Here is a 26931-nt window from a genome sequence, read left to right as displayed (position 1 = left end):
TCACGCTCTTCCGGTTCCGGCGCGTGTCGAAGGCCTTGAGTCGAGACTCTTGGCAGTACAGCAGTTTCAGGCTCCATCCCCACCATCAGAGCGCATCTCCATAGCGCTGCTTGCGTTCATAAAGCTTGTTGGCCTTGCCCTCGAGCCACGCCAGCAACGACGCTTCCTCACGCAAAATCTGACGCAAGGGTTGCTGGAAGTAACCTTTGAGGAAACGCAGCTTGTCGCGACGCGTCAGGCCGATATCCAGCGCCGAGAAATACAACGCCGCCAGATCCTTGTTACGCCAGCGCCGGGTGATCGCCCGGCGGGTCTGGGCACGGTGCAAATCAATCACCGAGAGCTTGAAGTCGTCGGCTGTCACCGGTTTATCAGTGTGCAGCAGAAAGTGGCAGATGTAGCAGTCGCGGTGGTTGACCCCGGCACGGTGCATCATGCCGGTCATGCGCGCCACTTCGGCGATCAGCGCGCGCTTGAGTTTTGGCTCCGGCGGCTGCTTGACCCAATCGATGCTGAAGTCTTCCAGGCTAACAGTCGGCGCCAGTTCTTCGGTGACAATGAACGAGTGCTGGCCCGCCGGGTTACTGCCGCGCTCGCCGTAAGCCACGGCGGTCATGGTCGGCACGCCGACTTCCTGCAAACGCTGGATAGCCCGCCATTCCTGGCCGGCACCGAGTACCGGCAGCTTGGCGGTGAGCAGGTTCTTGAAGATTTCGCCCCAGCCAATGCCGCGGTGAATTTTCACAAAGAAGCCGTTCCCGGCCACTTCGGTGCGCAGGGTCCGGCGAGCTTCGAGCTCACGGTACACCTCGCCCTTCAGGCCTTCGACTTCGGTGAACGCATCGCGTCCGGCCCAAAGGCTCTTGAACGGTTCGGCAAGAATCAACTTCATCAGTGTTGCTCCGCCAGAATCACATCCGCCGCGTGCTGCGGCATGCTGTAGAGATCGGCCGTGTCAGCGAAGACCAGGCCATTACGGCTCCAGGCCGCACGCGCTGCGTCATCGCTCAACATGGTCGTCAGGTACTGCGTGAGTTGCGCCTGTTCGAACGGTTCGTCCAGCACCAGGCCACTGTCGGCCTCAGCGATGTAATGCGCGTAACCGCACACCGCACTGACCAGCACCGGCAAGCCCGCTACCAGCGCTTCAAGCAATACCGTCCCGGTATTTTCGTTGTACGCCGGGTGGATCAACAGGTCGGCACCGAGCAGGAAACGCGGGATATCGCTGCGGCCCTTGAGGAACTGCACGTTATCGCCGAGCCCCAACGTGGCACTCTGTAGCTGGAATACTTTGGGGTCGTCCTGGCCAATTACAAACAGCCGGGTACGTTTACGCAGTTCCGCTGGCAACGCGGCCAGCGCCTTGAGGCTGCGATCGACACCTTTGGTCTTGAACCCGGACCCGATCTGCACCAGCAACAAGTCATCGTCAGCCAGGGAAAATTCGCGACGGAATTCAGCGCGAATTTCAGCGGCATTGGCCGGCGCACGCCGGTCCAGGGCAATCCCCGGTGGCAGCAGATGGAAGCGCTCAAGCGGCGTGTCGTAATGCTTGATGAACAGCGGCTGCTGGACTTCGGAAATCATCAGGACTTCGGTTTTCGCATCCTTGGCGAACACCGCGCGCTCGTACTCGGCGAAGTGCCGGTAGCGACCCCAGCGCCGATAGAGGGCATTGCGCAGGGTCTGCGCCTTGTCCTCGAAACAACCATCCGCAGCGTAGTAGACGTCGAGCCCCGGCATTTTGTTGAAACCGATCAGCCGGTCCACCGGACGCTTGGCCAGGTCGGCTTCCATCCAGGCACTCAGCTTTTCGTTTCGCCGATGGTTGAAGATCGCCTTGACCGGCGCCACCAGCACTTCGAAACCCGGCGGCACATCGCCTTCCCAGATCAGCGTGTAAACGCGGATCTGATGCCCGCGCTGCTGACATTCCAGGGCGATGCGCATGAAATCGCGCTGCAATCCGCCAAACGGGAAATATTTGTAAAGGACAAAAGCCAATTGCATCAGCGCAGCTCCTCAGCCAGTAGCGGCGGCTGCAAAAGCGTGCTTAAACGGCTCGCGACACGCTCGGGGTTCAGGCGAGTGAAGCACAATGGCCACTCGCGCTTGAGATCGAATCGACGCTGATCTTCAGCGGTCGGTTGGTAAGAACATTTCTTTTGCATGCATGGCGCACACGGGAAGTCGCTCGCCAGGTGCACCTGGCTTTTGCCATAGGCACCGGTCAGGCCCGGATTGGTCGGGCCGAACAACGATATCGTCGGCACGTCCAGCGCAGCGGCCAGATGACCGAGACCGGTGTCTACCGCCACGCAGGCTTGCGCACCGGCCAGCACTTTGGCGACGCCGGCCAGGTTCAACTTGGGCAGCACTTCGGCATTCCGCAGACCCTTGGCGATGCGCTCGGCCCGGGCCTTTTCGGCCGGGTTGCCCCATGGGAGTTTCACCGCCATGCCGAGGTGGCCCATGCGTTCGGCCAACTCACGCCAGTAAGCTTCCGGCCAATGCTTGGTGTCCCACGTCGTGCCGTGCAGAAACAGCACGTAAGGATTCTTGCGCGGCAGCTCGACCAACCGCTCGACGTTCAGGCCATAGTCGCCCAACCCTTGCGGCAGGTCGTAGCCCAGCGCCACGGCGAATAACTGACGCAGTCGTTCCACGGCGTGTTGCCCACGGGCTACCGCCAGACGCCGGGAATAAAATCGCGCGGCAATGGGCTCACGGGCCGAGTTCTTGTCCAGCCCGGCTACCGGCGCGCGGACGTAACGGGTCAGCCAGGCGCTTTTGAGCAGGCCCTGGGCATCGATCACCAGATCGTATTTGGTCGCACGAACGTTTTGCTTGAAGCGTTTCCACTCGCCGCTTTTGAGGGTTTGCCAGAGGTTCTTGCGCCAGCGACGGATCGCCACCGGAATCACCTTGCCAACCGCCGGGTGCCAGGTCGGGATCTCGGCGAAGCCTTCTTCCACTACCCAGTCGAACTTGATGCCCGGGATCGCCCGTGCCGCGTCGGTCAACGCCGGCAACGCATGAATCACATCGCCCAGCGAGGAAGTCTTGATCAACAGTACCCGCAACTTAACGGACCTCGACCGGAGCGCCTTGCAGGCGTTCTAACGCTTCGTTCACCGGTTGCGGCGTGAGCTGGCGCAAGCAGTTGTAATGACCGAAACGGCAGGTACGATCGAAACACGGGCTGCACTCGATACCCAGGCGAACGATCTCGACCTTCTCGGCCAGCGGCGGCGTGAAGCCCGGCGACGTCGAGCCATAGACCGCTACCAGCGGGCGGTTCAGCGCTGCTGCGACGTGCATCAGGCCGGAGTCGTTGGACACCACTGAATCGGCGCAAGACAGCAAGTCGATGGCCTCGGCCAGCGAAGTGGCGCCACTGAGGTTCACCGACTCTTCACGCAGGCCCGGAATCAGTCGCGAGCGAATGTCTTCGCCAACCGCGTGATCGTTCTTCGAACCGAACAGCCAGACTTGCCAGCCCTCGCGGATTTTCGCCTCGGCGACCTTGGCGTAGTGCTCCGACGGCCAGCGCTTGGATTCACCGAATTCGGCACCCGGGCACAGCGCCAGCACCGGACGATCAAGGGCCAGATCGAACTTGGCCAGCGCAGCGTCGCGGCTGCCCGGGTCGATTTGCAGGCTCGGGCGCGGATACGGCTTGGGCAACTCGGCGCCCGGCTCATAGGCGAGCGCCATGAAGCGCTCGATCATCAGCGGGTAACGCTCTTTATCGAGGGTACGCACATCGTTGAGCAGGCCGTAACGAAACTCGCCACGCCAACCGGTGCGTTTCGGGATGCCGGCAAAGAACGGCACCAGTGCCGATTTCAGCGAATTGGGCAGCAAAATCGCCTGATCGTACTGGCCGGCCAGGGACTTGCCGATCCGCCGCCGCGTTGCCAGCTCCAGCACGCCGTGGCCGAGCGGAAAGCTCAAGGCCTGACGCACTTCGGGCATCCGCTCAAGGATCGGCCGACTCCACTCGGGGGCCAGCACGTCGATTTCGCACTGAGGATGACGCTGTTTCAGGCACTGGAAGAGTGTCTGCGCCATCACCATGTCACCGACCCAACTGGGCCCAACGATCAGAATTTTCATAGTTATCCACAAACGAATAAGGGAGGCATAAGCCTCCCCGCCTCGATAATTACTGTGGGAGCAGGCTTGCTCCCAGCGGCGTTCCGACGATAGGGTCATCACATTCAACATTGATGTCGACTGTCATTGTGCTATCGCGAACATGCTCGCTCCCACATCAAGAGTTGTTTCGTCCATGACTTCGAGTTCAGCTTAACCCCAGCTCGCGCCAGATCCGCAACACTTCGCGTCGCTCGGCCACAAACTGGTCCCCCGCAATCACCCCGGCCTCATTCTGCAGGGCCTGGCGGTGGGCCGCCGCGCGGTAGGTTTTATAGGCCTCACGCAGCAGGCTGGCGTCTTCGGCGGGCATCAACCCGACTTCCTCCAGACCTTCCAGGATGCGGATGTTATCCGTATAGCGGAGCAGCGAAGGGTGCGTGTCAGACCACGCCAACGCGGCGTATTGCACCATAAATTCAATATCGACGATACCACCGGCGTCCTGCTTGAGGTCGAACGGCGCAGTGGCTTCGAAGGCGTTTGGTGCGGTCCCGGCAGCGGTGCCCTTGCTTCCCAGGTTGTCGCGCATCTTGGCGCGCATCTCACTGACTTCCTGGCGCAGCTTGGGTAAGTCGCGTGCCCGGGCCAGAACCTTCGCCCGGACTTTCTCGAAGGCCTGGCCGACATCCTGACTGCCGACCAGCACCCGCGCCCGCACCAGCGCCTGATGCTCCCAGGTCCAGGCTTCGTTTTCCTGATAGCGCTCGAACGCCCCCAACGAACTGACCAACAGCCCCGACGCGCCAGAAGGGCGCAGGCGCATATCAACTTCGTACAACTGGCCGGAGTTGGTCTGGGTGGTCAGCAAATGGATGATCCGCTGCCCCAGCCGGGTGAAGAACTGCGCGCCGTCGATCGGTTTCGCACCGTCGGTTTCTGCTTGCGGATCACCATCGTGGATGAACACCAGGTCGAGGTCCGAACCATGCCCCAACTCCAGACCGCCGACCTTGCCGTAACCGACAATGACGAACCCCGGGTCGCACAAGGTTCCGTCGGAACGCTGCGGCGAGCCGTACTTGGCGACCGTTTGACGCCAGGCCAGGGCCAGCACTTGCTCCAGAATGGCTTCGGCGAGCCAGGTCAGGTAGTCGCTGACTTTCATCAGCGGCAGGCTGCCGGCGATTTCCGAGGCCGCCACCCGCAGGCGGTGCGCCAGCTTGAAGTGCCGCAAGGCTTCCATCTGTTGTTCGAGATCATCCTCGGGAATCCGCGTCAGCCGCTCGCGCAATTCGGCGGCCAGCTCCGGCGCCAACGGTGGCTTGAACAGCCGCCCCTCGTTGAGCAGTTCGTCGAGCAACAACGGAAAACGGGTGATCTGTTCGGCAATCCACGGGCTGGCCGCGCACAAGGTCATCAGCCGCCGTAGCGCACCAGGGTTCTCGGTGAGCAGCACCAGATAAGCCGAGCGCCGAGCCACCGCTTCAACCAACGGCAACACGCGTTCCAGCACCAGGTCCGGGCTGGCGTGTTCAACCGCTTGCGCCAGCAAACGCGGAATAAAGGCATCGAGCCGTTCGCGCCCCAGACGTTGCATCGCCCGCAATTGCGGACTGCTGCGCAGGCTGGCGAGCGTTTTCAGGGCCTTGGGCGCATCGACAAAACCACCCTCTTCCAACTGACGGCAAGCGGCCTCTTCATCCTGGGCTTCCTCCCAGAGCGGCAACCACTCACCGCCGACCACCACTTCGCTCTCCTCGCCGTCCTCTTCATCCGGGTCAGCGATCACTTGACGGAAATGCCAGTCGACCCGGCCGCGCCAGTACATCAGTTGTTCATGGAACGCTGTCCAATTGGCAAAACCCAACATAAAGGCAATGCGCGCCTGATCTCGCTCATCATGCGGGAGCATTTGCGTCTGCCGGTCGGCAATCGCCTGGATCGCATGCTCGGTGTAGCGCAGGAATTCGTAACCTTCGCGCAGCTCGCTGATCACCGCCGGCGGCAGGTAACCTTGCCCTTCCAGCGTGCTGAGTACTTTTAATAGAGGACGCTGCTGCAAACTCAGGTCGCGCCCCCCGTGAATCAGCTGAAAGGCCTGCGCGATAAATTCAACCTCGCGAATGCCGCCAGAGCCGAGCTTGATGTTGTCGGCCATGCCTTTGCGCCGGACTTCCTGCTGAATCAGCTGCTTCATGGTGCGCAGCGCTTCGATGGCCGAGAAATCCAGATATCGCCGGTAAACGAATGGCCGCAGCATGTCGAGTAATTGCGCGCCCGCCGCCTGATCACCGGCCACCACCCGCGCCTTGATCATTGCGTAACGCTCCCAGTCGCGCCCCTGGTCCTGGTAGTACTGCTCCAACGCATTGAAGCTGAGCACCAGCGCGCCGGATGAACCGTACGGCCGCAAGCGCATGTCGACACGGAAGACAAAACCGTCGACAGTCATCGGGTCCAGCGCCTTGATCAACCGCTGGCCCAGACGAATGAAAAATTCCTGGTTATCCAATGGACGCTTTACGCCGACCGTCTCGCCGCCTTCGGGGTAGGCGAAAATCAAATCGATGTCCGACGACAGGTTGAGCTCCACTGCGCCAAGCTTGCCCATTCCGAGAATGACCATTTGCTGCGGTTCACCGCTGCGCCGCCCGGTGGGTGTACCGAACTGCTGGCAATGGCGCTGATACAACCATTGATAAGCCTGATCGATGCTCGCATCGGCCATGTCCGAGAGGTCACGGCAGGTCTGGATCAGATCGGCCTGGCGGGTCAGGTCGCGCCAGATAATCCGCACTTGCTGACGGTTGCGCTGCCGGCGTAATACGCGACCCAACTCATCGTCGGTGGTGGCCGTCTGCACCGCAGCGGCGATCTGTGCGCACAATTCACCGGAGGCGAAACTTCGGTCGAGTTCGCCGGACCGCACAAGCTCAAGCAACATCAAAGGGTCACGCAGGCTCTGTTCAATGACGAAATCGCTGGCCGCTGTCACTCGGGCAAACGCTGTCCAGCGTTCTGGCGACCAGGTCGACAGGCCATGATCATCGTCAAACAGGGCAACAGCGGCACGGAACGACTGCTCGGCGCGGCTGGCAAGCGGAAGAAGAATGGCCGGCAGTTCGGCAAGCGAAGGAAGGCTCATGGTCTATCCTTGATCGGCGTAGAAAGGGCTGTCTGTAGTGAATTCATGAAATGCACTACGCAAAGGACTGTCGAACAAAAGTTAGAAATAGCTGAAATTTCGGTTTTTTTGGCAGCCAGCATCAAACTTCCACCTATCTCGGTTAGCTAAAGACCAACAGTAACGATTATTCTCACAACGCAGCAGGAGGCCACACGCCCGTCTTCTGTAGTTTTACTACTCGTATATACATTCGAAAGGCTGAAATGGCCGACGATTTGTAGTAAAACTACACGCCGCCGAATCAACCTCCGGCATTCCAAGAATTTATAACGTCTGCCCACAAGGCCAGTCGCTAACTCAGGCAACCGATTCTGGAAGCCTTTCCGCCCTGGAGCAAGCCATGCAAGACCTCGATCCCGTCGAAACCCAGGAATGGCTGGACGCCCTGGAATCGGTTCTCGACAAAGAAGGCGAAGACCGTGCTCACTATCTGATGACCCGTATGGGCGAACTCGCAACCCGTAGCGGTTCGCAATTGCCTTACGCCATCACCACGCCATACCGCAACACCATTCCCGTTACCCACGAAGCACGCATGCCTGGCGACCTGTTCATGGAACGCCGCATTCGCTCGCTGGTACGCTGGAACGCGATGGCCATGGTGATGCGTACGAACCTGAAAGATTCTGACCTGGGCGGTCACATCTCCAGCTTCGCCTCCAGCGCAACCCTGTACGACATTGGCTTCAACTATTTCTTCCAGGCCCCGACCGACGAACACGGCGGCGACCTGATCTACTTCCAGGGCCACACCTCGCCAGGCGTTTACGCCCGTGCATTCATGGAAGGCCGCATCACCGAAGACCAGATGAACAACTTCCGCCAGGAAGTCGATGGCAACGGTCTGTCGTCCTACCCGCACCCTTGGCTGATGCCTGATTTCTGGCAGTTCCCGACGGTATCGATGGGTCTGGGCCCGATCCAGGCGATCTACCAGGCACGCTTCATGAAGTACCTGGAAGCCCGCGGCTTCATCCCTGAAGGCAAGCAAAAAGTCTGGTGCTTCCTGGGCGACGGCGAGTGCGACGAGCCGGAATCCCTGGGTGCGATCTCGCTGGCTGGCCGCGAGAAGCTCGACAACCTGATCTTCGTCATCAACTGCAACCTGCAGCGCCTCGACGGCCCGGTTCGCGGCAACGGCAAGATCATCCAGGAACTCGAAGGCGTGTTCCGCGGTGCCCAGTGGAACGTGACCAAGGTCATCTGGGGCCGTTTCTGGGACCCACTGCTGGCCAAAGACGTCGACGGTATCCTGCAACGCCGGATGGACGAAGTCATCGACGGCGAGTACCAGAACTACAAAGCCAAAGACGGCGCGTTCGTGCGTGAACACTTCTTCAACTCGCCAGAACTCAAGGCGATGGTTGCCGATCTGTCCGACGACGAGATCTGGAAGCTCAACCGTGGCGGCCACGACCCGTACAAGGTCTACGCGGCGTACCACGAAGCGGTCAACCACAAAGAACAACCGACCGTCATCCTGGCCAAGACCATCAAAGGTTATGGCACCGGTGCCGGCGAAGCGAAAAACACCGCGCACAACACCAAGAAAGTCGATGTCGACAGCCTGAAGTTGTTCCGTGACCGCTTCGACATTCCGGTCAAAGACGAAGAACTGGAAAACCTGCCATTCTTCAAACCGGAGCCAAACAGCGCCGAAGCCCGCTACCTGAGCGAGCGCCGCACTGCACTGGGCGGTTTCGTGCCACAGCGCCGCGCGCAGAGCTTCAGCGTGCCGACACCATCGCTCGATACCCTCAAGGCGATCCTCGACGGCTCGGGCGACCGTGAAATTTCCACCACCATGGCCTTCGTGCGGATCCTCGCGCAGCTGGTCAAGGACAAGGACATCGGCCCGCGCATCGTCCCGATTATCCCGGACGAAGCCCGTACCTTCGGTATGGAAGGCATGTTCCGTCAGTTGGGCATCTACTCGTCCGTCGGCCAGCTCTACGAGCCAGTCGATAAAGACCAGGTGATGTTCTACAAGGAAGACAAGAAGGGCCAGATCCTCGAAGAAGGCATCAACGAAGCGGGCGCCATGAGCTCCTTCATCGCTGCCGGTACTTCGTACTCCAGCCATAACCAGCCAATGCTGCCGTTCTACATCTTCTACTCGATGTTCGGCTTCCAGCGTATCGGCGACCTGGCCTGGGCCGCTGGCGACAGCCGTACCCGCGGTTTCCTGATCGGCGGCACCGCCGGCCGGACCACGCTGAACGGCGAAGGCCTGCAACACGAAGACGGTCACAGCCACATTCTGGCCGCTACCATCCCGAACTGCCGCACCTTTGATCCAACCTACGGCTACGAGCTGGCGGTGATCATCCAGGACGGCATGAAGAAGATGACCGAAGAGCAGCAGGACGTTTTCTACTACATCACCGTGATGAACGAGTCCTACCAGCAGCCAGCCATGCCGGCCGGCGTGGAAGAAGGCATCATCAAGGGCATGTACCTGCTCGAAGAAGACAACCGCGAAGCGGCGCACCACGTTCAGCTGATGGGCTCCGGCACCATCCTGCGTGAAGTTCGTGAAGCGGCGAAGATTCTGCGTGAAGAGTTCAACGTCGGCGCTGACGTGTGGAGCGTTACCAGCTTCAACGAACTGCGTCGTGATGGCCTGGCCGTAGAGCGCACCAATCGCCTGCACCCTGGCCAGAAGCCTAAGCGCAGCTACGTTGAAGACTGCCTGATCGGCCGTAAAGGTCCGGTCATCGCGTCGACCGACTACATGAAGCTGTTCGCCGAGCAGATCCGTCAGTGGGTTCCGTCCAAGGAATTCAAAGTGCTGGGCACCGACGGTTTCGGCCGCAGCGACAGCCGCAAGAAACTGCGTCATTTCTTCGAAGTCGACCGTCATTTCGTGGTGTTGGCAGCCCTTGAAGCGCTGGCTGACCGTGGTGACATCGAACCTAAGGTGGTGGCTGAAGCCATCGTCAAGTTCGGTATCAACCCGGAAAAACGCAACCCACTGGACTGCTGAGGAGAGACTCTGTGAGCGAACTCATTCGCGTACCTGACATCGGCAGCGGTGAAGGTGAAGTAATTGAATTGCTGGTCAAGGTCGGTGATCGCATCGAAGCTGACCAGAGCCTGCTGACACTTGAGTCGGACAAGGCGAGCATGGAGATTCCGGCCCCCAAGGCCGGCGTCATCAAGAGCCTGAAAGTGAAGCTGGGCGATCGCCTGAAAGAAGGCGACGAGCTGATGGAACTGGAAGTCGAGGGTGCCGCTGCGGCACCTGCGGCTCCGGCCGCTGCACCTGCGGCCGCTGCAGCACCTGCTGCTGCACCGGCACCGCAAGCTGCTCCAGCGCCAGCCGCTGCGCCTGCTGCTGCCACCGTTCAGGACATTCACGTCCCGGACATCGGCTCGTCGGGCAAGGCCAAGATCATCGAAGTACTGGTCAAGGTTGGCGACACCGTTGAGGCTGATCAATCGCTGATCACCCTGGAGTCTGACAAGGCCAGCATGGAAATCCCTTCGCCAGCTGCCGGCGTAGTGGAAAGCATCGCGGTCAAGCTCGAAGACGAAGTCGGCACTGGCGACTTTATCCTCAAGCTGAAAGTGGCAGGCGCTGCTGCACCTGCTGCGCCAGCACCAGCTGCCGCTGCCCCGGCTCAAGCCGCTGCGCCTGCCGCTGCTGCACCTGCTGCGCCTGCTGCAAAAACCGAGGCCGCTCCGGCGCCGGTGCAAGCTCCAGCGCCAAGCGGTGCCAAGGTTCACGCAGGCCCGGCGGTTCGTCAGCTGGCCCGTGAGTTCGGCGTCGAGCTGAACGCGGTGAGCCCAAGCGGCCCACACGGTCGTGTGCTCAAGGAAGACGTGCAGGTTTACGTCAAAGCCATGATGCAGAAGGCCAAAGAAGCTCCAGCCGCAGGCGCAACCGGCGGTGCCGGTATTCCGCCGATTCCGGTCGTGGACTTCAGCCGCTTCGGTGAAATCGAAGAAGTGCCGATGACCCGCCTGATGCAGGCTGGCGCCGCCAACCTGCACCGCAGCTGGCTGAACGTGCCTCACGTGACCCAGTTCGATTCGGCTGACATCACTGAGCTGGAAGCTTTCCGTGTCGCACAGAAAGCCGTGGCCGAGAAGGCTGGCGTCAAGCTGACCGTACTGCCACTGCTGCTCAAGTCCTGCGCGCACCTGCTCAAGGAGCTGCCGGACTTCAACAGCTCGCTGGCGCCAAGCGGCAAAGCGATCATCCGCAAGAAATACGTGAACATCGGCTTCGCCGTCGACACTCCTGAAGGCCTGCTGGTACCGGTCATCAAGAACGTCGACCAGAAGAGCCTGCTGCAACTGGCTGCCGAAGCCGCTTCCCTGGCTGAAAAAGCCCGGACCAAGAAGCTCTCGGCAGACGAGATGCAAGGTGCCTGCTTCACGATTTCCAGCCTCGGGCACATTGGCGGCACCGGCTTCACGCCGATCGTCAACGCGCCGGAAGTGGCGATCCTCGGTGTTTCCAAGGCAACCATCCAGCCAGTCTGGGACGGTAAAGCCTTCCAGCCGAAACTGATGCTGCCACTGTCGCTGTCCTACGATCACCGTGTGATCAACGGCGCTGCTGCTGCACGCTTCACCAAGCGTCTGAGCGACCTGCTGGGCGACATCCGCACCATTCTGCTGTAAAGACCGAGCGGCCCTCCTTCACCGGAGGGCCACTCGCGCTCCACGTTTTCCGAGCGCCACGCTCGTACCTCAACCCCGCCAATTTGGCGGGGCTTTTTTTTGCCCGGAAAAACACCCGCCACTTAAGCATGCGTCAACGTTCGATCACGCGTTGTATGTATTCCTACCGCCGATAGCAGTCGAGACTACTTTCGTGGCTTATTCAGACCACAGCCAAAGTCCACTTACCTATCAATATTTATCACCTGACGAACAATAGGATAGTGCCAACAAAGCACACTGACTGCTTTCACAAAACACTGTAACTTTCACCGCTACATTTCGAACGGATTCGAAAATGTTTAAACCGACTGTCGGCCCGATTATTGGCCATACCACAACTAACCATGTGCGCATTTTTTTACGCGGCGATATAGAAAACAATGCCCCGGCCTTTGCGGGGATACGTTATCGCCGCGCCGATGATACTCACTGGCCCACCGGTCAGTTTGTTGCGTTAACAGCACTTCGCGACCTGTCCGACGTTATTGCGCTCAACAACCTCGACGCCGATACCGCCTATGAGTACCAGGCTGGCTGGTTCAGTACCATGAGCCCGGTACACACCGTGGAAACGGTGCAAGAGCTACTCCTGCAATGGCCGAAAGAGATCTACCGCTTTCGCACCGCCTCAAGCAAAACCACTGCAGCACGCGGCTATATCGTTGGCTCATGCCGCTACCTGCGCATGACAGCGGGCGAGCCGTCGGCACCCGCCAAGGGCGACCGGATTTTTGCCGCCATCGGCGCCCTGGCTGAAACAGCATCGCCACCGATCAGCGCCTTGTTGATGACGGGTGACCAGGTTTATCTGGATGACCTGAACATAATCGCCCCTGACCGGGAGTACACGGAAATACTCGGCAAGTATCGAGCCGCCTTTTCCCAGCCACATATAAAGAAGGTAATGGCATCCCTTGCGACTTACATGATCCTCGATGACCACGAAATAGAAGACAACTGGCCCGCCAACGAAAGCGCAGACGACAAACTCCTCTACACCAACGCAATGGCCGCGTATGAGTTATATCAGGCCAGTCATAGCCCTGTTCATGAGTTACTGCCCAACGGGCAACCCAGCCGCAAACTAAAACATTACTGGTATCAGTTTTCCGAAGGGGATATCGAATGGTTCGTGACCGACAGTCGAACCCGACGCACGCTCGCGGCCGATGACCGACGTATCCTCGATGCGGAGCAGGAACAAGCCTTGTTCAAATGGCTGATCAACAGCCCGGCACGGGTCAAGTTCGTGGTCACCAGCGTGATGCTCTACCCCGACCGCAAGCACTATGGCGACGACGCCTGGCAAGCCTTTCCCGAGCAGCGCCTGCGCCTGCTGGAAACCATCCGGACCCACAAGATCAAGAACGTCATCATCGTTTCCGGTGATGTTCATGGTTCGCTCACCAGCCGCCTGAGTCACAGCGAAGACCCGGACTTCGAGGTTCACACCATCGTCTCGTCGCCTCTGTGCAACAGCGCACTGCTGCCCTACGCCAAAGCCTCGACCTTCGTACTCGACCAGCCACTGGTGCGGACTGCCGCGGGCGACTATCACCACCAACTGACCAGTAACGTGGTCAGCCAGGATAACTTTGCGCACCTGGTGGTCGACGCACAGCAGATTCGCGTCGGTTATCACGACCGGGAGGGCAACCCTCTGCAATCGACAAACATTAAATTGCGTTAAGCCTGGAAAATATCGCAGCCTTCGGCAGCTCCCCCAAGGCGGCGATCTTTTCGCACTACCACATTACTTTCAGCCCCCGGCTGGAGAAAACCCCGCCCTCGCCGATACAGTCTTATAGCACTTAGCCTTCATCCTTACTTGTCAGTCAGTGCAGCATGATGCAACCTTGCCGCAGGCAACAGTAAAGAGGGCGCGAGCCCGGCGCGATCAGCATTTTCGAAGCGAGTTTCTTCCATGAAAAGCCATCCCGATGCCGCCAGCCGTATGGTGGCCGAGGTAGTGACGCAGTTGCCCGTGCCCTCGCGGCTCGGCATGCTGCGTTTCGAACGGCTGAATGAACCAAGCTGGGCGCTGCTGTTCCTTGACCCAAACTGCGAACGCCAGTTCGGTTTGCCCGCTGTCGAGCTGTGCGCTCTGGTCGGCTCACCCTATGCGAGCCTGATGGAGCCCGAAGCGCGCTATCAGTTGCACGATGCGATCCAGCAGCAATTGACCGCAAGCCCGCATTACCTGGTCCGCTACACGCTGCACACCGCCCAAGGCTCCCTCAGCCTGCTTGAATTGGGCGAAGCCTATAAACAACACAATCGCCACCTGCTACGCGGCTATCTGCTGGTGGTCGACGGTTTGTTTACCGATGATCCGCTGCTACCGGCGCTGGACCTGGAAACCCAGAACTCGCGCCTGCAGATTGCCCTGGAACTGAACCAGCGCGCCCAGCAGGAACAACTGCTGCACCTGGATCGCGTTCGCGCCCAGCAAGACCTGATCCTGCTGCTCGCCCGCCAGCGCTACAGCACCGGCAACTCCTTGCAAGAAGCCGCCGAACTGATCACCCGTAGCGCCTGCGACATCTATGAAATCGACTGCGCGAGCCTGTGGAACCTCGAAGGCCAGAAGCTGGTGCCGATTTCCGCCTACCACCGCGACTCTCAAGAGCACTGGTTACCGGACGTGATTGACGCCAGCAACTTCCCGGATTACCTGGAAGCCTTGCACACCAGCCGCGCAATCGACGCCCACAATGCCATGCGCGACCCGCGCACCCGAAGCATGGCCGAGAGCCTGCGCCCGCGTGACATCAATGCCATGCTCGACGCCAGCATCCGTGTCGATGGTCAGGTAGTCGGCGTGCTGTGCCTGGAGCAAACCGGCATGACCCGCGCCTGGCAGTCGGACGAAATCGCCTTTGCCGGCGAGCTGGCCGACCAATTCGCCCAGGTCATCAACAACCACAACCGCCGCACTGCCACCAGCGCTCTGCACCTGTTCCAGCGCGCGGTCGAGCAAAGTGCCAACGCCTTTTTGCTGGTCAATTGCGACGGTGTGGTCGAGTACGTCAACCCGAGCTTCACGGCGATCACCCAGTACAGCACCGAAGAAGTCCACGGCCATCGGCTGTCGGAACTGCCGGCGCTGGAGAACCTCAGCGAATTGCTGTTCGACGCGCCCTCAAGCCTGGCCAAGAGCAACAGCTGGCAGGGCGAGTTCAAGAGCCGGCGCAAAAACCTCGAACCCTACTGGGGCCAGTTGTCGATCTCCAAGGTCTACGGCGACAACCGTGAACTGACCCACTACATCGGCATCTACGAAGACATCACCCAGACCAAGCTCGCCCAGCAACGTATCGAGCGCCTGGCCTACACCGACAACCTGACCAACCTGGGCAACCGTCCGGCGTTCATCCGCAACCTCGACGAGCGTTTCGCCCGCGACAGCGATAGCCCGATCTGCCTGCTGCTGGTGGACATCGACAACTTCAAGCGGATCAATGACAGCCTCGGCCACCAGACCGGCGACAAACTGTTGATCAGCCTGGCCCGGCGGCTGCGCAACAGCTTGAGCCCGAGCGGCAGCCTGGCGCGTTTCGCCAGTAACGAGTTCGCGGTGCTGCTCGACGACACCAGCCTTAAAGCCGGCCAGCAGATCGCCAGCCAATTGTTGATGACGCTGGATAAACCGATGTTCGTCGACAACCAGTTGATCAGCGTCACGGGTTCCGTGGGGCTAGCTTGCGCACCGCTGCACGGCCGCGATCCGCAAACCCTGATGCGTAACGCGGGGCTCGCGCTGCACAAGGCCAAGGCCAACGGCAAACATCAGGTTCAGGTGTTTACCGAAGCGCTGAACGCCGAGGCCAGCTACAAGCTGTTTGTGGAAAACAACCTGCGTCGCGCCCTGACCCAGAACGAGCTGGACGTGTTCTACCAGCCCAAGCTGTGCCTGCGCTCCGGGCGCTTGCTGGGGATGGAAGCGTTGCTGCGCTGGAACCATCCGGAAAAGGGCATGATCCGCCCGGATCAGTTCATCAGCGTCGCCGAAGAAACCGGTCTGATCATTCCCATCGGCAAATGGATTGCCCGTCAGGCGTGTCGCATGAGCAAAGAGCTGACCGCCGCCGGACTGGGCAATTTGCAGGTAGCGATCAACCTGTCACCCAAGCAGTTCTCTGACCCGGACCTGGTGTCGTCGATTGCCAACATCCTCAAGGAAGAACAGCTGCCCGCGCGCTTGCTGGAGCTGGAACTGACCGAAGGCCTGCTGCTGGAGGCCACCGAAGATACGCACTTGCAGCTCGACCAACTCAAGCGTCTGGGCCTGACCCTGGCCATGGACGACTTCGGCACCGGTTACTCATCGCTCAGCTACCTGAAAAAATTCCCGATCGACATCATCAAGATCGATCGCAGCTTCATCCATGAAATCCCGGACAACCAGGACGACATGGAAATCACCTCGGCCGTGATCGCCATGGCCCATAATCTCAAGCTCAAAGTGGTCGCCGAAGGCATCGAAACCGCCGAACAACTGGCGTTCCTCCGTCGCCACCGTTGCGATGTCGGCCAGGGTTACCTGTTCGACCGGCCGATTCCGGGCGCCGAGCTGATCGAGAAGCTGAAACGCTATCCGCGTGGCCCAATCGCCTGACAGCGCTGTAACACTCGGGCACACTGTGGGTCTTATTGCGTATATCGCTCATCCCAACCTGACTGAGAGGACTGATCATGGTTCTGCGCTCGGAAATTCTGGTGAACAAAAACGTGCTCCCAACTAAAGAACAAGCTCTGCCTGGCCGCGAAACTCCGATAAAAGTGCCGGACGAACACTTCGTCAACGGCCATCCACTGCTGGGCCCGTTCCCGGGCAACGTGGATTTCGCGATCTTCGGCCTGGGTTGCTTCTGGGGCGCCGAGCGGCGCTTCTGGCAGCGCGAAGGTGTGTACAGCACGTCGGTGGGTTACGCCGGTGGCTTCACACCGAACCCGACCTACGAAGAAGTCTGCTCGGGCCTGACGGGCCACAGCGAAGTCGTGCTCGTGGTCTACGAGCCGGAAAAGGTCAGCTACGAACAATTGCTGGCGATGTTCTGGGAACTGCACAACCCGACGCAGGGTATGCGCCAAGGCAACGACATCGGCACCCAGTACCGCTCGGTGATCTACGCCACCAACCCAAGCCAACTGGCAGCGGCCAAGGCCAGCAAGGAAGTGTTCCAGGCTGAACTGACCAAGGCCGGCCTCGGCACCATCACCACTGAAATCGAAGAAGCCCCGACGTTTTACTACGCCGAGGCCTATCACCAGCAATACCTGGCGAAGAACCCGGAAGGGTATTGCGGGATTGGCGGCACGGGCGTGACCTGCCCGATTTGATGGGTGAACGCAGTACCTGTGGCGAGGGAGCTTGCTCCCGCTGGGGCGCGAAGCGGCCCTGAAATCAGTGACAACGTTCTTTCAGATAGAACCTATATACCGATTTTACGACTGCTTCGCAGCCGAGCGGGAGCAAGCTCCCTCGCCACACATTACTCCGCGATCAACCAATCCATCTGCCACCCGCCCTGGGTCTGACCGAGTTTCTTCGACAGCCACGGCAGCAACTCGCGCAACTCTTCCTCCAGCCCCCACGGCGGATTGGCAATCGCCAGCCCGGAACCGTTCAGGCTGTTTGGCGTATCCAGCGGATGCACCAACAACTCCACGCGCAACAACTTCGGCGCACCGGTGCCCGCCAGGTCCTGGTAGAACCGACGCAACATGCGCTGGTCCTTCACCGGGTACCAGATCGCCGCCACGGTTTGACGCATCCGGCCAATCGCCTCTTTCAGCGACGCGGCACAACGCTGCATCTCGTCGAGCTTCTCGAACGGCGGATCAATCAACATCAACCCACGCTTCTCTGGCACCGGCAACAAAGCCCGTGGCACGTGCCAGCCTTCGCCCAAGTGCACTTTGACCCGGCGATCGCCTTTCATGTTGTCCTTGAGCAACAGTCCGTCTTCCGGGTGTTTCTCGTTGAGCAATACCCGGTCCTGCGGACGGGTCAAACGCCGCGCCAGCTCAGGCGAGCCAGGGTAGTAGCGCAACTCGCCATCCGGGTTCATCTCATGCAAGACGCGCATGTAATCGGCGGTCAGCGGCGGCAGATCCTGCTCGCCCCACAAGCGTGCGATGCCTTCCAGGTATTCACCGGTACGGCTCGCCTGATCGCCCTGCAGGTCATACAGACCAATGCCGGCGTGGGTGTCGAGATAGGCAAACGGCTGCTCCTTGCGCGACATCAAGGCGATGAGGCGGGTCAAGGTCAGGTGTTTGAACACATCGGCGTGATTGCCGGCGTGGAAGGCGTGACGATAATTCATGGCTGCTCCTGCGAAGGAGGCGAAGTTTACCTTGTACCGCGCCCAGCGTCAGGGGTTCGCAGCCGAGCGGGCAGACAAACCATGATCGCCTGATGATCATTCCAACGCTCCGCGTGGGAATGCCTCAAGGGACGCTCAGCGTTCCAGCCGCAATGGTCGGTATCAAGCCTGGCTCCGATGTGACGCAGAGCGTCACGGGCTGCATTCCCACGCAGGAGCGTGGGAACGATCAATATTAACCAGCGGTTATTTTTCTTGTGTTGCTTGCGATTGATAACGCATCAAACACTCCAAGAGGACCCGCATGAACTGACGCTGATCCTTAACATCCTCATCAAAATAAGTATCAATCTTTGAAAATACCCCATCAAAATCATCGTTTATGCCTAAAAAATATACCAAAGTATCAATTAGCAACTGTCGTTCATTCTCGCTATAAATAAGAAATTCTGGCCGCATTAAAATATCAAAAAGCTCAGCAAGCTCTTGCTCATCGTTCACATCCTTCGAAACGATAATCTCCTCCCTCGCCACATCACGTGTGTTTTCCATATCAAATACGAAAAGCAAACTACGTATATCCCAGATATTGTAGGCATCTTTCATTAATCAAAGTCCGTATAAGAAATTTCGCCTCCGTTTCGGGGTCGCTTCTTTACCAAGTGGACTGATCTTCAAGACTGGCTTTATGGAGGTCGTCTTTCCACGCTTCGCTTGCCAACCGATATATGTCCTCGAAAAATCCACGAGGATCGTCTATTTCTGTTTCATTCCACGCAATAGTGCGTGGCTCATCGTAATCACTTTCAAACTGAGCAGCAAAATCAAAATTTTCTTGTCTCAGGATATCCTCAAGCATTTTGAACGTTACAAATCTATGCCTATAAGTTAAATAGTCAAAGTCCGGAAGGATGAATACCTTTATTATCTTCTCCCTATCATTTTTCTCATTCGGATTATATACCCACAGCTCCTCACCCAGCGTTTCCTCTCTATCGTATATTGATATCCCTCCAAGCAAATACAAAGGGACTGGTACATAAGGGATGTTCACAAACGGATGAGTCAACATTCATTTCACCTTTCGTGGAAAAGCAGTAAATGGTCGTTTTATATTTTTCTTATCAAACTTAATTTCCGCGCCATCCAAACCCTCAATATACTTGGGGCTATTTCTATCTTTATCATTCGGCTTATACCCACGACCGGCTCCTGGCAACTCCATTCGAACAATAGGATTCCGTTCGCTATCATAGCCAGTTGGTTCAGGTGGGTCACGATGCATTTTCGACAGAGCATAACTTATCGCCCGAAATTGCATAGTCCAACTTTTAAACTGAGAGCTAGAATTAATCTTCTCTCTTACTCCTTTTTTTGTTGGATGCGAGCCGTCAATTGCCCGTTGCTTTAAGGCCTTGTCACCAATTTCCGGACCATGCTTCGCGACCGTATGCATTTTGTATTGTTTTTCCCAATCCAAAACTTGGCGTTTGGCCTCTGCCTCATTTTCTGGCTCAAACTTTTCCGTCTTAGGTAGTGCTGGAGACTGCTCATCAACCGCAGCACCACCCACATCATCCGGCGCCTTACAATCTGGCTTGTTCGGTGGCGGACAATTTCCGCTCAACCCCAACGGGTCAATCCACCCCGTTGGATTCGGGGTGTACTGGTAGCCGTTCAGCCCGCCCGCCAATTTGATCGGGTCGGGTGTCAGGTAGCGGCCGATGTCCGGATTGTAGTAGCGATGGCGGTTGTAGTGCAGGCCGCTTTCGGCATCGAAGTACTGCCCCTGAAAGCGCAATGGCTGCTCGAGTTGTTCTTCACCGAAGTGCTTCAGGCTGGCGAGTTTTCCGTAGGCCTTGTAGGTCGCCGACCAGACGATCTCGCCGCTGTAATCCGTCAGTTCCTGCGGGGTGCCGAGGTGGTCGAGTTGGTAGTAGAACGGACAGGCCTTGCGCGGACCGAAGCCGTCGAGCATGGCCAGGGGGCGGAAGCTGCCGGGTTCGTAGACGTAGCTGCGGTAGTGTTCTTTGCCGCGTTCGGCGACGAGGTTGTCGCCTTGCCAGAAGAACTCGGTGGTGTGGCCATCGACGGTTTTGGCGATGCGCCGACCGAAGGCGTCATAGCGGTAGCTGGCAGTTTTGCCATCCGGCAGCGTGACGCCGATCAACCGGTGTTGGCAGTCGTAGCGGTATTCGGTAACGAGTTTCTGCGCGGTGCCGCGGCGCTCAAAGATCAGGTTGCCGAAGGCGTCGTAGTCGTAATGGCGGTCGCCTTGCAGCAGCAGGCGGTTGCCTTTGATCGTCGCCAGGCCCGGGCGATCGTGCATTTGCAGGTTGCCGGCAGGGTCGTGCTCAAAGCTTTGCGCGGGTTCGCCGCGGGCATGGCGTACGCGGGTCAGGCGGTTGAGCGCGTCGTAGTAATAGCTGCGCTGACCGTGGCGACTGTCAGCGATGGCAGCCAGGTTGCCATTGACCGCATAACTGTAGTGGCGCATGTACAGCGGGCGGTCTGACTGGTTGACCGCGTGGGATTGCAACCGGCCCTGTTCGTCATGGTGGTACTGGCTAAGCAGTTGGCCTTGCTGGCGTTGTCGCTCACGCCCTGCGTTAAAGACGTGCGTGGTCAGCCGTGTGCCGTTGAGGTCGATAGCGCTGAGCGCGCCGCCCTTGGCGTGGTGATAATCGAGTGTGCTGTTGTCCGGTAAGCGCAGGCGATTGAGCTGGCCGCAGGCGTCGTAGCCATAACGCAAGGTGCCCCAACCCTGATGCTCGGTGATCAGGCGGTCCTGCTGGTCGTACTCGAACTCCAACGGGTGGTCGTGGCCGTCATCGACGCTGACCAGTCGGCCGAGACCGTCGTAGCAATACTCGACGTTGACGCCATCGGGCAGCGTCTTGACCAGCAGTCGTCCTGCCGCATCGCGCTGGTAGGTGGTGATCAGCGTTGAGCCGTCATCGCCGAACTCGGTTTTCTCCAGCAGATGGCCGTTGAGGTCGTAGGCATAGGCCGTGCGGCGGCCGTCGAAACCGGTTTCCTGTCGGATCAGGCCATTGGGTGTGTAGTCCAGCTGATACTTTTCGCCGGATTCGTTCTCGATTTCTGTCAGCAACAACAGCGCGTTGTCGTAGCGATAACGCAGTTGTGTGCCGTCGGCATTGATTCGACGGCTGACCAGGTGCAGGTCGTCGGCGTATTCATAGCGCGTGACCTGGCCCTGCTCATCGCGTTCGGCGATGATTTTTCCGTAGGCGTTGTAGCTGAAGGCGCGGCTGGCACCGCTGGGAAGTGTTGTCTGAATCAGCCTTCCGACGGCATCCCATTGGTAGTGGGTGACGGCACCGTGTTCGTCCTGCCGGGTAATCTGCCGCCCCAAAGCATCATAGGAAAACCGACGCTGGCCACCGTCTGGCAACGTTTCTTCGAGCAGTTGCCCCAAGCCGTTCCAGACGAACACATGCCGACTGGTGTCCGGATAACGGATCGACAGCAGCCGCCCCCGAGTGTCGTAGTGGTAATGCGTGACATGCCCGTCAGGATCAGTCGCTTCAGTGACATCACCCTGAGCATTGCGCTGATACTTCCACACGGCTTTACCGCGATACCGCGCATGCAGGAAACCATCGCGGTATTCGTAGGCCGTCGGTTCGTCTTCTGGTGGAATCAGCGCGACAAGCCGTCCAACCTCGTCGTAACGGTACTCAGTGACGGCCCCCAGCGGATCCTGCTCGGCAATCAGCCGACCTTTGTCATCGTAGGCCTTGAGATGTTCGCCACCTTCCAGGTCGACCTTGCGCACTAGCCGCGCCCGATCGTCATGGACGTAAACCTCTTCGCTACCGTCGATATTCAGGACAGTGACACCGCCCTGGTCATCCCAGACGTACTGCGCGTCCATCTGCGAAAACGACGCCCAGTGCCGAATGCATCTGGCAGCCTTGCCGGACCTTTCCCACTCCCAGAAAAAGCTCGCGCCACCGGCCAATTGCCGCTGCAAAATGACGTGCTGATCGTCGTAGTCGTAGCGCTCGCTTTCGCCTGCGGCGTTGGTCGCTTCGATCAGTTGATCGCGTTCGTCGTAGCGATAATTGACCAGCGTCTGCTCGGTGTGCCACGCCTCGTCGAGGGTTGGAGCCGGGACAAAACGCTGGTAATCGACGGCGATCAAATGTCTGCGGTCATAGCGCAACAGCAAGGCGCGGCCCACGCCGTTATCGAGGCGCTTGATGCGTTCCTGACGGTCGCGGGTGATGCGCAATCGGTTGTTGTAAGCGTCGCTGACGGTCGTCAGCCGGCCATTATGAAAGTGATAAAAACGCGCGTCGTCGCCGGCCTGGACGAGGATCAGTTCCTCGGGCTCATCGCCCAGATAAATCGCCGCCCGCGACAGACTGTTGTGGATCGCCGGGCGCTCGACGTTCGGTAACGGGAATGCCGTACGACGGTTTTCGTGGTCGATCCAGATGACGTTGTCGCCATCGATTTCCAGGCGGTGCGCCAGCGAATGGCTCCAGCCAAAGCCCAGTCCGCTATCGATCTCGGCGGCGCTGGTGCGATAGAGCCGGGTGAAGTCGAACGGCAGAATCCCGTCGAGCGAACCATCGACCAGGGTCAGCAGTTCTTCGCCAGTGACCATCGACACCGGGCATTTGTTGGTGGCGGTTTTATCTGCCGAATCGGCGCTGTCGCCGTTGGGGTTTTTCGCCTGCGCCGGGACGTCGACGTGAGGTTCGTGTTTATTCAGCGTGGAATTTTTGCGGCCATTCCAGCGCAGTTGCATCCGACCTTTTTTCAGGCCCGCTACGACACCCCGAGCGGCGACTTTTTTGTAGCGGTCAACGTAGGTCATGAAGTTGTTGATGATCGTGATCATCGACCTCACGAAACCCATGGCTGCCTGAAAAATCTGCGGGCCGTACTTGGCCAGGCGCACCGTCAACCAGGCAACACCGATGCCGACCACGCTCAGCACCAAGCCAATCAGCAGGTCGATGATCAAACCAACCACCACCTTGGAAATGGCCTCGGCCGAGGTGCCGGCCAGTTGCGTCGGTGGCAACATTTCCAGCCACAGTGCTGCGGTGCGCATCAACAAACACAGCGCCGCTTCATCACTGGCCAGCAGCATGGCTTTTTCCATCAAGTCCGGAGCGCTTTCGGCCAGATCAGCCAGTTGCCCGGCGCTGTCCCCAAGCTTTTCGACAAAGGCTTCGGGATTCTTCAAGATGTCGCTCAGCTCGCCAATCCCATCCCAGACACCCTGAATCGCCGCCCAACTGCCGGCGAGCATTCCATTGCCCACCGCCGCCAGCGATGCCGACGCCGACTGCTGCGACCACTGCGGCTTGAATCCTTCCCACTCGCTGCGCAGCCAGGTTTCCAGCTCATCGGTCAATCCGTCGTAAGCGTCAAAAAGCTCATCGACTTGCTCCGGCGTCACTTCGCTCTGGACATGAACCCGATAGAACTTCCCGGCGATCCCCTTAAACGTCCCTTTGCCGTTTTCATCCAGCAGGACCGGCGTCTTTTCACCGCCCTCCACGGCAATCACATCGACCTGAATATTCCCCAGCGGAATGTCGTAGACCGATTCGAACTTGCTCTCGATCTGCAACAGGCCGCCGGCCGGACACTGCGCCACACTGGAAATGAAATCGTCATCGCCGCTGCTCACCGCGGTGGTCGTGCTGCCGAACTTGATCTGCCGCTCCATGCCCATCAACGACGGCAGGTCGGCAGCGTGGCTAGCTTTGTCTGCGGCTCTGATAAACCAGCGGTTGAGTTGTTCGCGGTAGAGGCTGAGGGTGTCTTTAAAGCTGTCGAGCTCCTGCTCGATACGTGCGATCTGATCCATCAGTTCAGCTCCGCCATCAGGAACTCCACCAAGGCAGTTTTCGGTGCTTTAGGCAGGCCGGGTGCGTCAAGAAAGACCGCAACCTTGTGCCGTAAAACGCTTTCGGAAAACGCTTCGTACAGGTCCGGGCGATCGTCGCTCAGCCACGTCAGCAGGTTGTTGATTCGGGTGGCGGCAGACTGCACCGCGAGTTGTTCCAATAGCGCGCCGGGAATTTCCCACCATGGAAAAACCTTTGATGTTTTCAGCGCGCAGTCACCGATTTCCAGGGCCTGCCCATTGATCAGGCAGCGCCCGATCGGCGGCATCAGTTGCGCGACATCAACCTGTGCAGACTGAAGAATCGGCAGCAAATAACGTCCGTCCCAGAAACGGAAAAATACTGCGTTGCCGTTGGGTAACAGGGCTTGCGTAAGGCTGCGCAGATGGTCGACCAAAGCCTCTTGAGGAGCAGAAGACACCGCCAGCCAACCCCAGTCGCGAGACTCGGTAGTGGCGACCCACTCCAGAAACTCACTGTCCGCAGCGACGATGCCGACATAGGGCATCACCGACATCCACTCGGCGTATGCGCTGTCGGCCCAGATGGCGCTCGGTGCTTGCGCAGTGATCGAGCGTTGCCAGGCTTTAAGGGGCTCGGCAGAGCTCGCATTGCCGAACACCGCGAACAACTGCTCGGAAGGTTTCAGCGGATGGCACTCCTGCCAGGCACGAGGTGACAAGGCATCAGGCTGCACAGACACCCTCCTTGCAGCGCTCGCATTCTTCGCAGAACGGCGCGTCGCTTTTCAGGCTCAGAATCTGTGCGGCGCTCAGCAGCGCAATTGGAGTTGCGGCGAGTTTCAATGGAACGTCCAGCGACTTCGGCGCAGCAGCAACCATCGCCACCATCGGCGCGCCACCCAGCTGAATCGGCACACTGCTGAAGATCCCGGCAGCGCTGATGTTGATCCACTGCCCGCCCGCCTGAATGGACACGCTGGCACCGCCGTCGATGACCACTTGCTGTCCGGCGCTGACATGGAATTGCTGACTGGCATTGAGCGCCTGACTGGTCACCCGAATGTGCCGGTCGCCAACCACTACCAGATGATCGTCCTGCTTCACTTCGGTTTGGCGCTGACCGTAGGTGATGCGCTGTTCGTCAGCCTTCAGTTCATGGCGATCGAGACCCGCGACCACCACACTTCGCTGGTTACCCACTTGCGTGTGCAGGTCGTGCAATACGTGCCGGGTCCAGTCGCGCTGGGCCCGCAGATAGATTTCCTCGGCGCCCTTGCGGTCTTCAATGCGCAGTTCGTTGTAACCACCGCCACCGGGACTGCTCTGGCTGCGAAAAATGCTGCGGGTCTTGTCTGCCGGCAGATCGAGCGGCACCGAATTGGCCCCATTTGCCAAGCACGCCATGACCAAGGGTTTGTCCGGGTCGGCATCGACAAACCCCACCAACACTTCCATCCCAACCCGCGGGATCAGCGCACTGCCGTAACCGTCATGAGTCCAGCCACTGGCGACTCGCAGCCAACAACTGGAATGTTCGTTGCGCTGGCCTTCGCGGTCCCAGGCAAATTGCACCTTGACCCGCCCAAACTCGTCGCAATGGATTTCGCTATCGGTCGGCCCAGTGACGACCGCGTTCTGATAGCCCGGAACCCGCGGCTTGTTTTCGGCCAAAGGCGGACGAAACGGTACGTCCCACGGCGTCGCCAGAAAGGTATTGCGATACCCCTGAAAATCACCGCTGTCAGCGGACTCTTCCAGCACTTGCGGTTGCCGGCCGTGGTGCTGAATTTCTGTCAGTAGCCACAGGTCATTCCACTCTGTGCGCGGGTGTTCGGCGATCTTCAGAAAATGGCCGGTGAGCAACGCCGATTGATCACTGCGACCTTCGGCCTGACGGAAATCCGCGCCATGGCGCTCCAGCGCCCGTTGCGCCAGGTGTTTGCCGTGGTCGCGATCGGTGAACTGACCGGGATAGCGGTAATCCTCCAGCACCGTACGCTGCTCGCTGTCGACAGCGCTTTGCAGCAACAGGCCGGGTTTGTGGAAGTCATAGTCGCGACGGGTGACTGCGGTGGTGCGGGTTTCCAGGCGGACGTTGAAGCGCTTGATTGCAGGCTGGTCGGCGGCCATTCCACTGCCTGGCAAGTAAAGGGTCGGCTGCGCCGGTTGGCGGAAAACTGTCTGGTCGTCACCGAACACCAGCAGATGGCCGTGCGGGCTGTGCTGGAAGTGGTAGTGAATGCCGATCTCGGCGCACAACCGCTGAATAAATTCCAGATCGCTTTCGGCGAATTGCACGCAGTACTCGCGCTTGGGGTATTGGCTGCCAAGCTGTAACTCGAATGCATCACCCAAGATGCCGTGATCCTTGAGCACCAGAGCAATGATCTCGGGAACGCTTTTATGCTGGAAGATTCTCTGGTTGATGCGTTGACCAAGATAGGCCAGGCGCGGCACCAGACTGATCTGATAACGAGTCAGGCGCGTGCCCGAATCGCCTTGGGCGATGCGATAAACCTGACCGTGAACACCAGCGCCTTGCGCGTCAAAACCGAGAAAAGCCTGACGATACAGCAGGCTCTCGAGGTCGAGGTCCGGGCGCTCACTGACCAGTTCCAGGTCGAAACGAAAGGGTTGGCTGATGGCTTCCTTGCCCGTGAACTCAAGCACTTTGAGCTCATTCTGGACGCCGTCGAGGGTCAACGTGAAATGCGGTTGATGGGCAGACGTGAGCATCCGATGCCTCTGAAGCAGAATGAAGGCGGGCGATTCTGCAT

16 protein-coding genes are annotated in these 26931 nt (G+C 59.1%); 5 read left to right on the top strand and 11 right to left on the bottom strand.

Annotated elements, in window-relative coordinates; genetic code table 11:
- Positions 1-85 precede the first annotated feature (85 nt).
- The 5 genes from rfaP to glnE form a co-directional block, all read right to left on the bottom strand.
- Entirely contained in the window at positions 86-892 is an 807-nt protein-coding gene (gene rfaP / locus AC1RJ3_RS01040; protein ID WP_347928716.1) for a lipopolysaccharide core heptose(I) kinase RfaP, read from the bottom strand.
- Entirely contained in the window at positions 892-2013 is a 1122-nt protein-coding gene (locus AC1RJ3_RS01035; RefSeq protein WP_054595304.1) for a glycosyltransferase family 4 protein, read from the bottom strand. Before AC1RJ3_RS01035 ends, rfaP begins: the two co-directional genes overlap by 1 nt.
- Positions 2013-3086, bottom strand: coding sequence for a lipopolysaccharide heptosyltransferase I (gene waaC, locus AC1RJ3_RS01030; protein ID WP_493077023.1), 1074 nt, complete (start codon positions 3084-3086; stop codon positions 2013-2015). The genes AC1RJ3_RS01035 and waaC overlap by 1 nt, the downstream gene beginning before the upstream one ends.
- A 1-nt stretch (position 3087) precedes the next feature.
- Entirely contained in the window at positions 3088-4122 is a 1035-nt protein-coding gene (gene waaF / locus AC1RJ3_RS01025; protein ID WP_347928714.1) for a lipopolysaccharide heptosyltransferase II, read from the bottom strand.
- Between the two features lie 187 nt (positions 4123-4309).
- Positions 4310-7249, bottom strand: a complete 2940-nt coding sequence (glnE, locus tag AC1RJ3_RS01020; RefSeq protein WP_347928713.1) for a bifunctional [glutamate--ammonia ligase]-adenylyl-L-tyrosine phosphorylase/[glutamate--ammonia-ligase] adenylyltransferase — start codon at positions 7247-7249, stop codon at positions 4310-4312.
- Positions 7250-7631: 382 nt separating this feature from the next.
- On the opposite strand from glnE, the gene aceE reads away from it, so the two are divergent.
- The 5 genes from aceE to msrA all read left to right on the top strand — a co-directional run bounded on the left by aceE (position 7632) and on the right by msrA (position 17308).
- Positions 7632-10277, top strand: a complete 2646-nt coding sequence (gene aceE / locus AC1RJ3_RS01015; protein ID WP_054595300.1) for a pyruvate dehydrogenase (acetyl-transferring), homodimeric type — start codon at positions 7632-7634, stop codon at positions 10275-10277.
- Positions 10278-10288: 11 nt separating this feature from the next.
- Complete coding sequence (gene aceF / locus AC1RJ3_RS01010; RefSeq protein WP_347928712.1) at positions 10289-11923, top strand: dihydrolipoyllysine-residue acetyltransferase; 1635 nt, start codon at positions 10289-10291, stop codon at positions 11921-11923.
- 337 nt (positions 11924-12260) lie between these two features.
- Positions 12261-13655 (top strand): alkaline phosphatase D family protein, encoded by a 1395-nt coding sequence (locus AC1RJ3_RS01005; RefSeq protein ID WP_347928711.1) that lies wholly within the window; start codon positions 12261-12263, stop codon positions 13653-13655.
- 234 nt (positions 13656-13889) lie between these two features.
- A complete protein-coding gene (locus AC1RJ3_RS01000) occupies positions 13890-16583 on the top strand; it encodes a sensor domain-containing phosphodiesterase (RefSeq protein ID WP_054595297.1) in 2694 nt (897 codons plus the stop codon).
- A gap of 77 nt (positions 16584-16660) precedes the next feature.
- Positions 16661-17308: a peptide-methionine (S)-S-oxide reductase MsrA gene (gene msrA / locus AC1RJ3_RS00995; protein ID WP_054595296.1), complete on the top strand. Its 648-nt coding sequence runs from the start codon at positions 16661-16663 to the stop codon at positions 17306-17308.
- Between the two features lie 152 nt (positions 17309-17460).
- On the opposite strand, the gene AC1RJ3_RS00990 is transcribed toward msrA, so the two are convergent.
- The 6 genes from AC1RJ3_RS00990 to AC1RJ3_RS00965 form a co-directional block, all read right to left on the bottom strand.
- Positions 17461-18297, bottom strand: a complete 837-nt coding sequence (locus tag AC1RJ3_RS00990; protein ID WP_054595295.1) for a 23S rRNA (adenine(2030)-N(6))-methyltransferase RlmJ — start codon at positions 18295-18297, stop codon at positions 17461-17463.
- Between the two features lie 246 nt (positions 18298-18543).
- Positions 18544-18903 (bottom strand): hypothetical protein, encoded by a 360-nt coding sequence (locus AC1RJ3_RS00985; protein ID WP_493077018.1) that lies wholly within the window; start codon positions 18901-18903, stop codon positions 18544-18546.
- A 49-nt stretch (positions 18904-18952) separates the two neighbouring features.
- Entirely contained in the window at positions 18953-19369 is a 417-nt protein-coding gene (locus tag AC1RJ3_RS00980) for a hypothetical protein (RefSeq protein ID WP_103316354.1), read from the bottom strand.
- Complete coding sequence (locus tag AC1RJ3_RS00975; protein WP_493077016.1) at positions 19370-24151, bottom strand: RHS repeat-associated core domain-containing protein; 4782 nt, start codon at positions 24149-24151, stop codon at positions 19370-19372.
- Positions 24151-24888, bottom strand: a complete 738-nt coding sequence (locus AC1RJ3_RS00970; protein ID WP_493077014.1) for a DUF4123 domain-containing protein — start codon at positions 24886-24888, stop codon at positions 24151-24153. Before AC1RJ3_RS00970 ends, AC1RJ3_RS00975 begins: the two co-directional genes overlap by 1 nt.
- Complete coding sequence (locus AC1RJ3_RS00965) at positions 24878-26890, bottom strand: type VI secretion system Vgr family protein (protein WP_493077012.1); 2013 nt, start codon at positions 26888-26890, stop codon at positions 24878-24880. Before AC1RJ3_RS00965 ends, AC1RJ3_RS00970 begins: the two co-directional genes overlap by 11 nt.
- Positions 26891-26931: the final 41 nt, after the last annotated feature.

It is taken from the genome of Pseudomonas sp. GW822-FHT04C11 (genome assembly GCF_058800905.1).
This window is presented reverse-complemented; position numbering and strand designations above follow the sequence as displayed.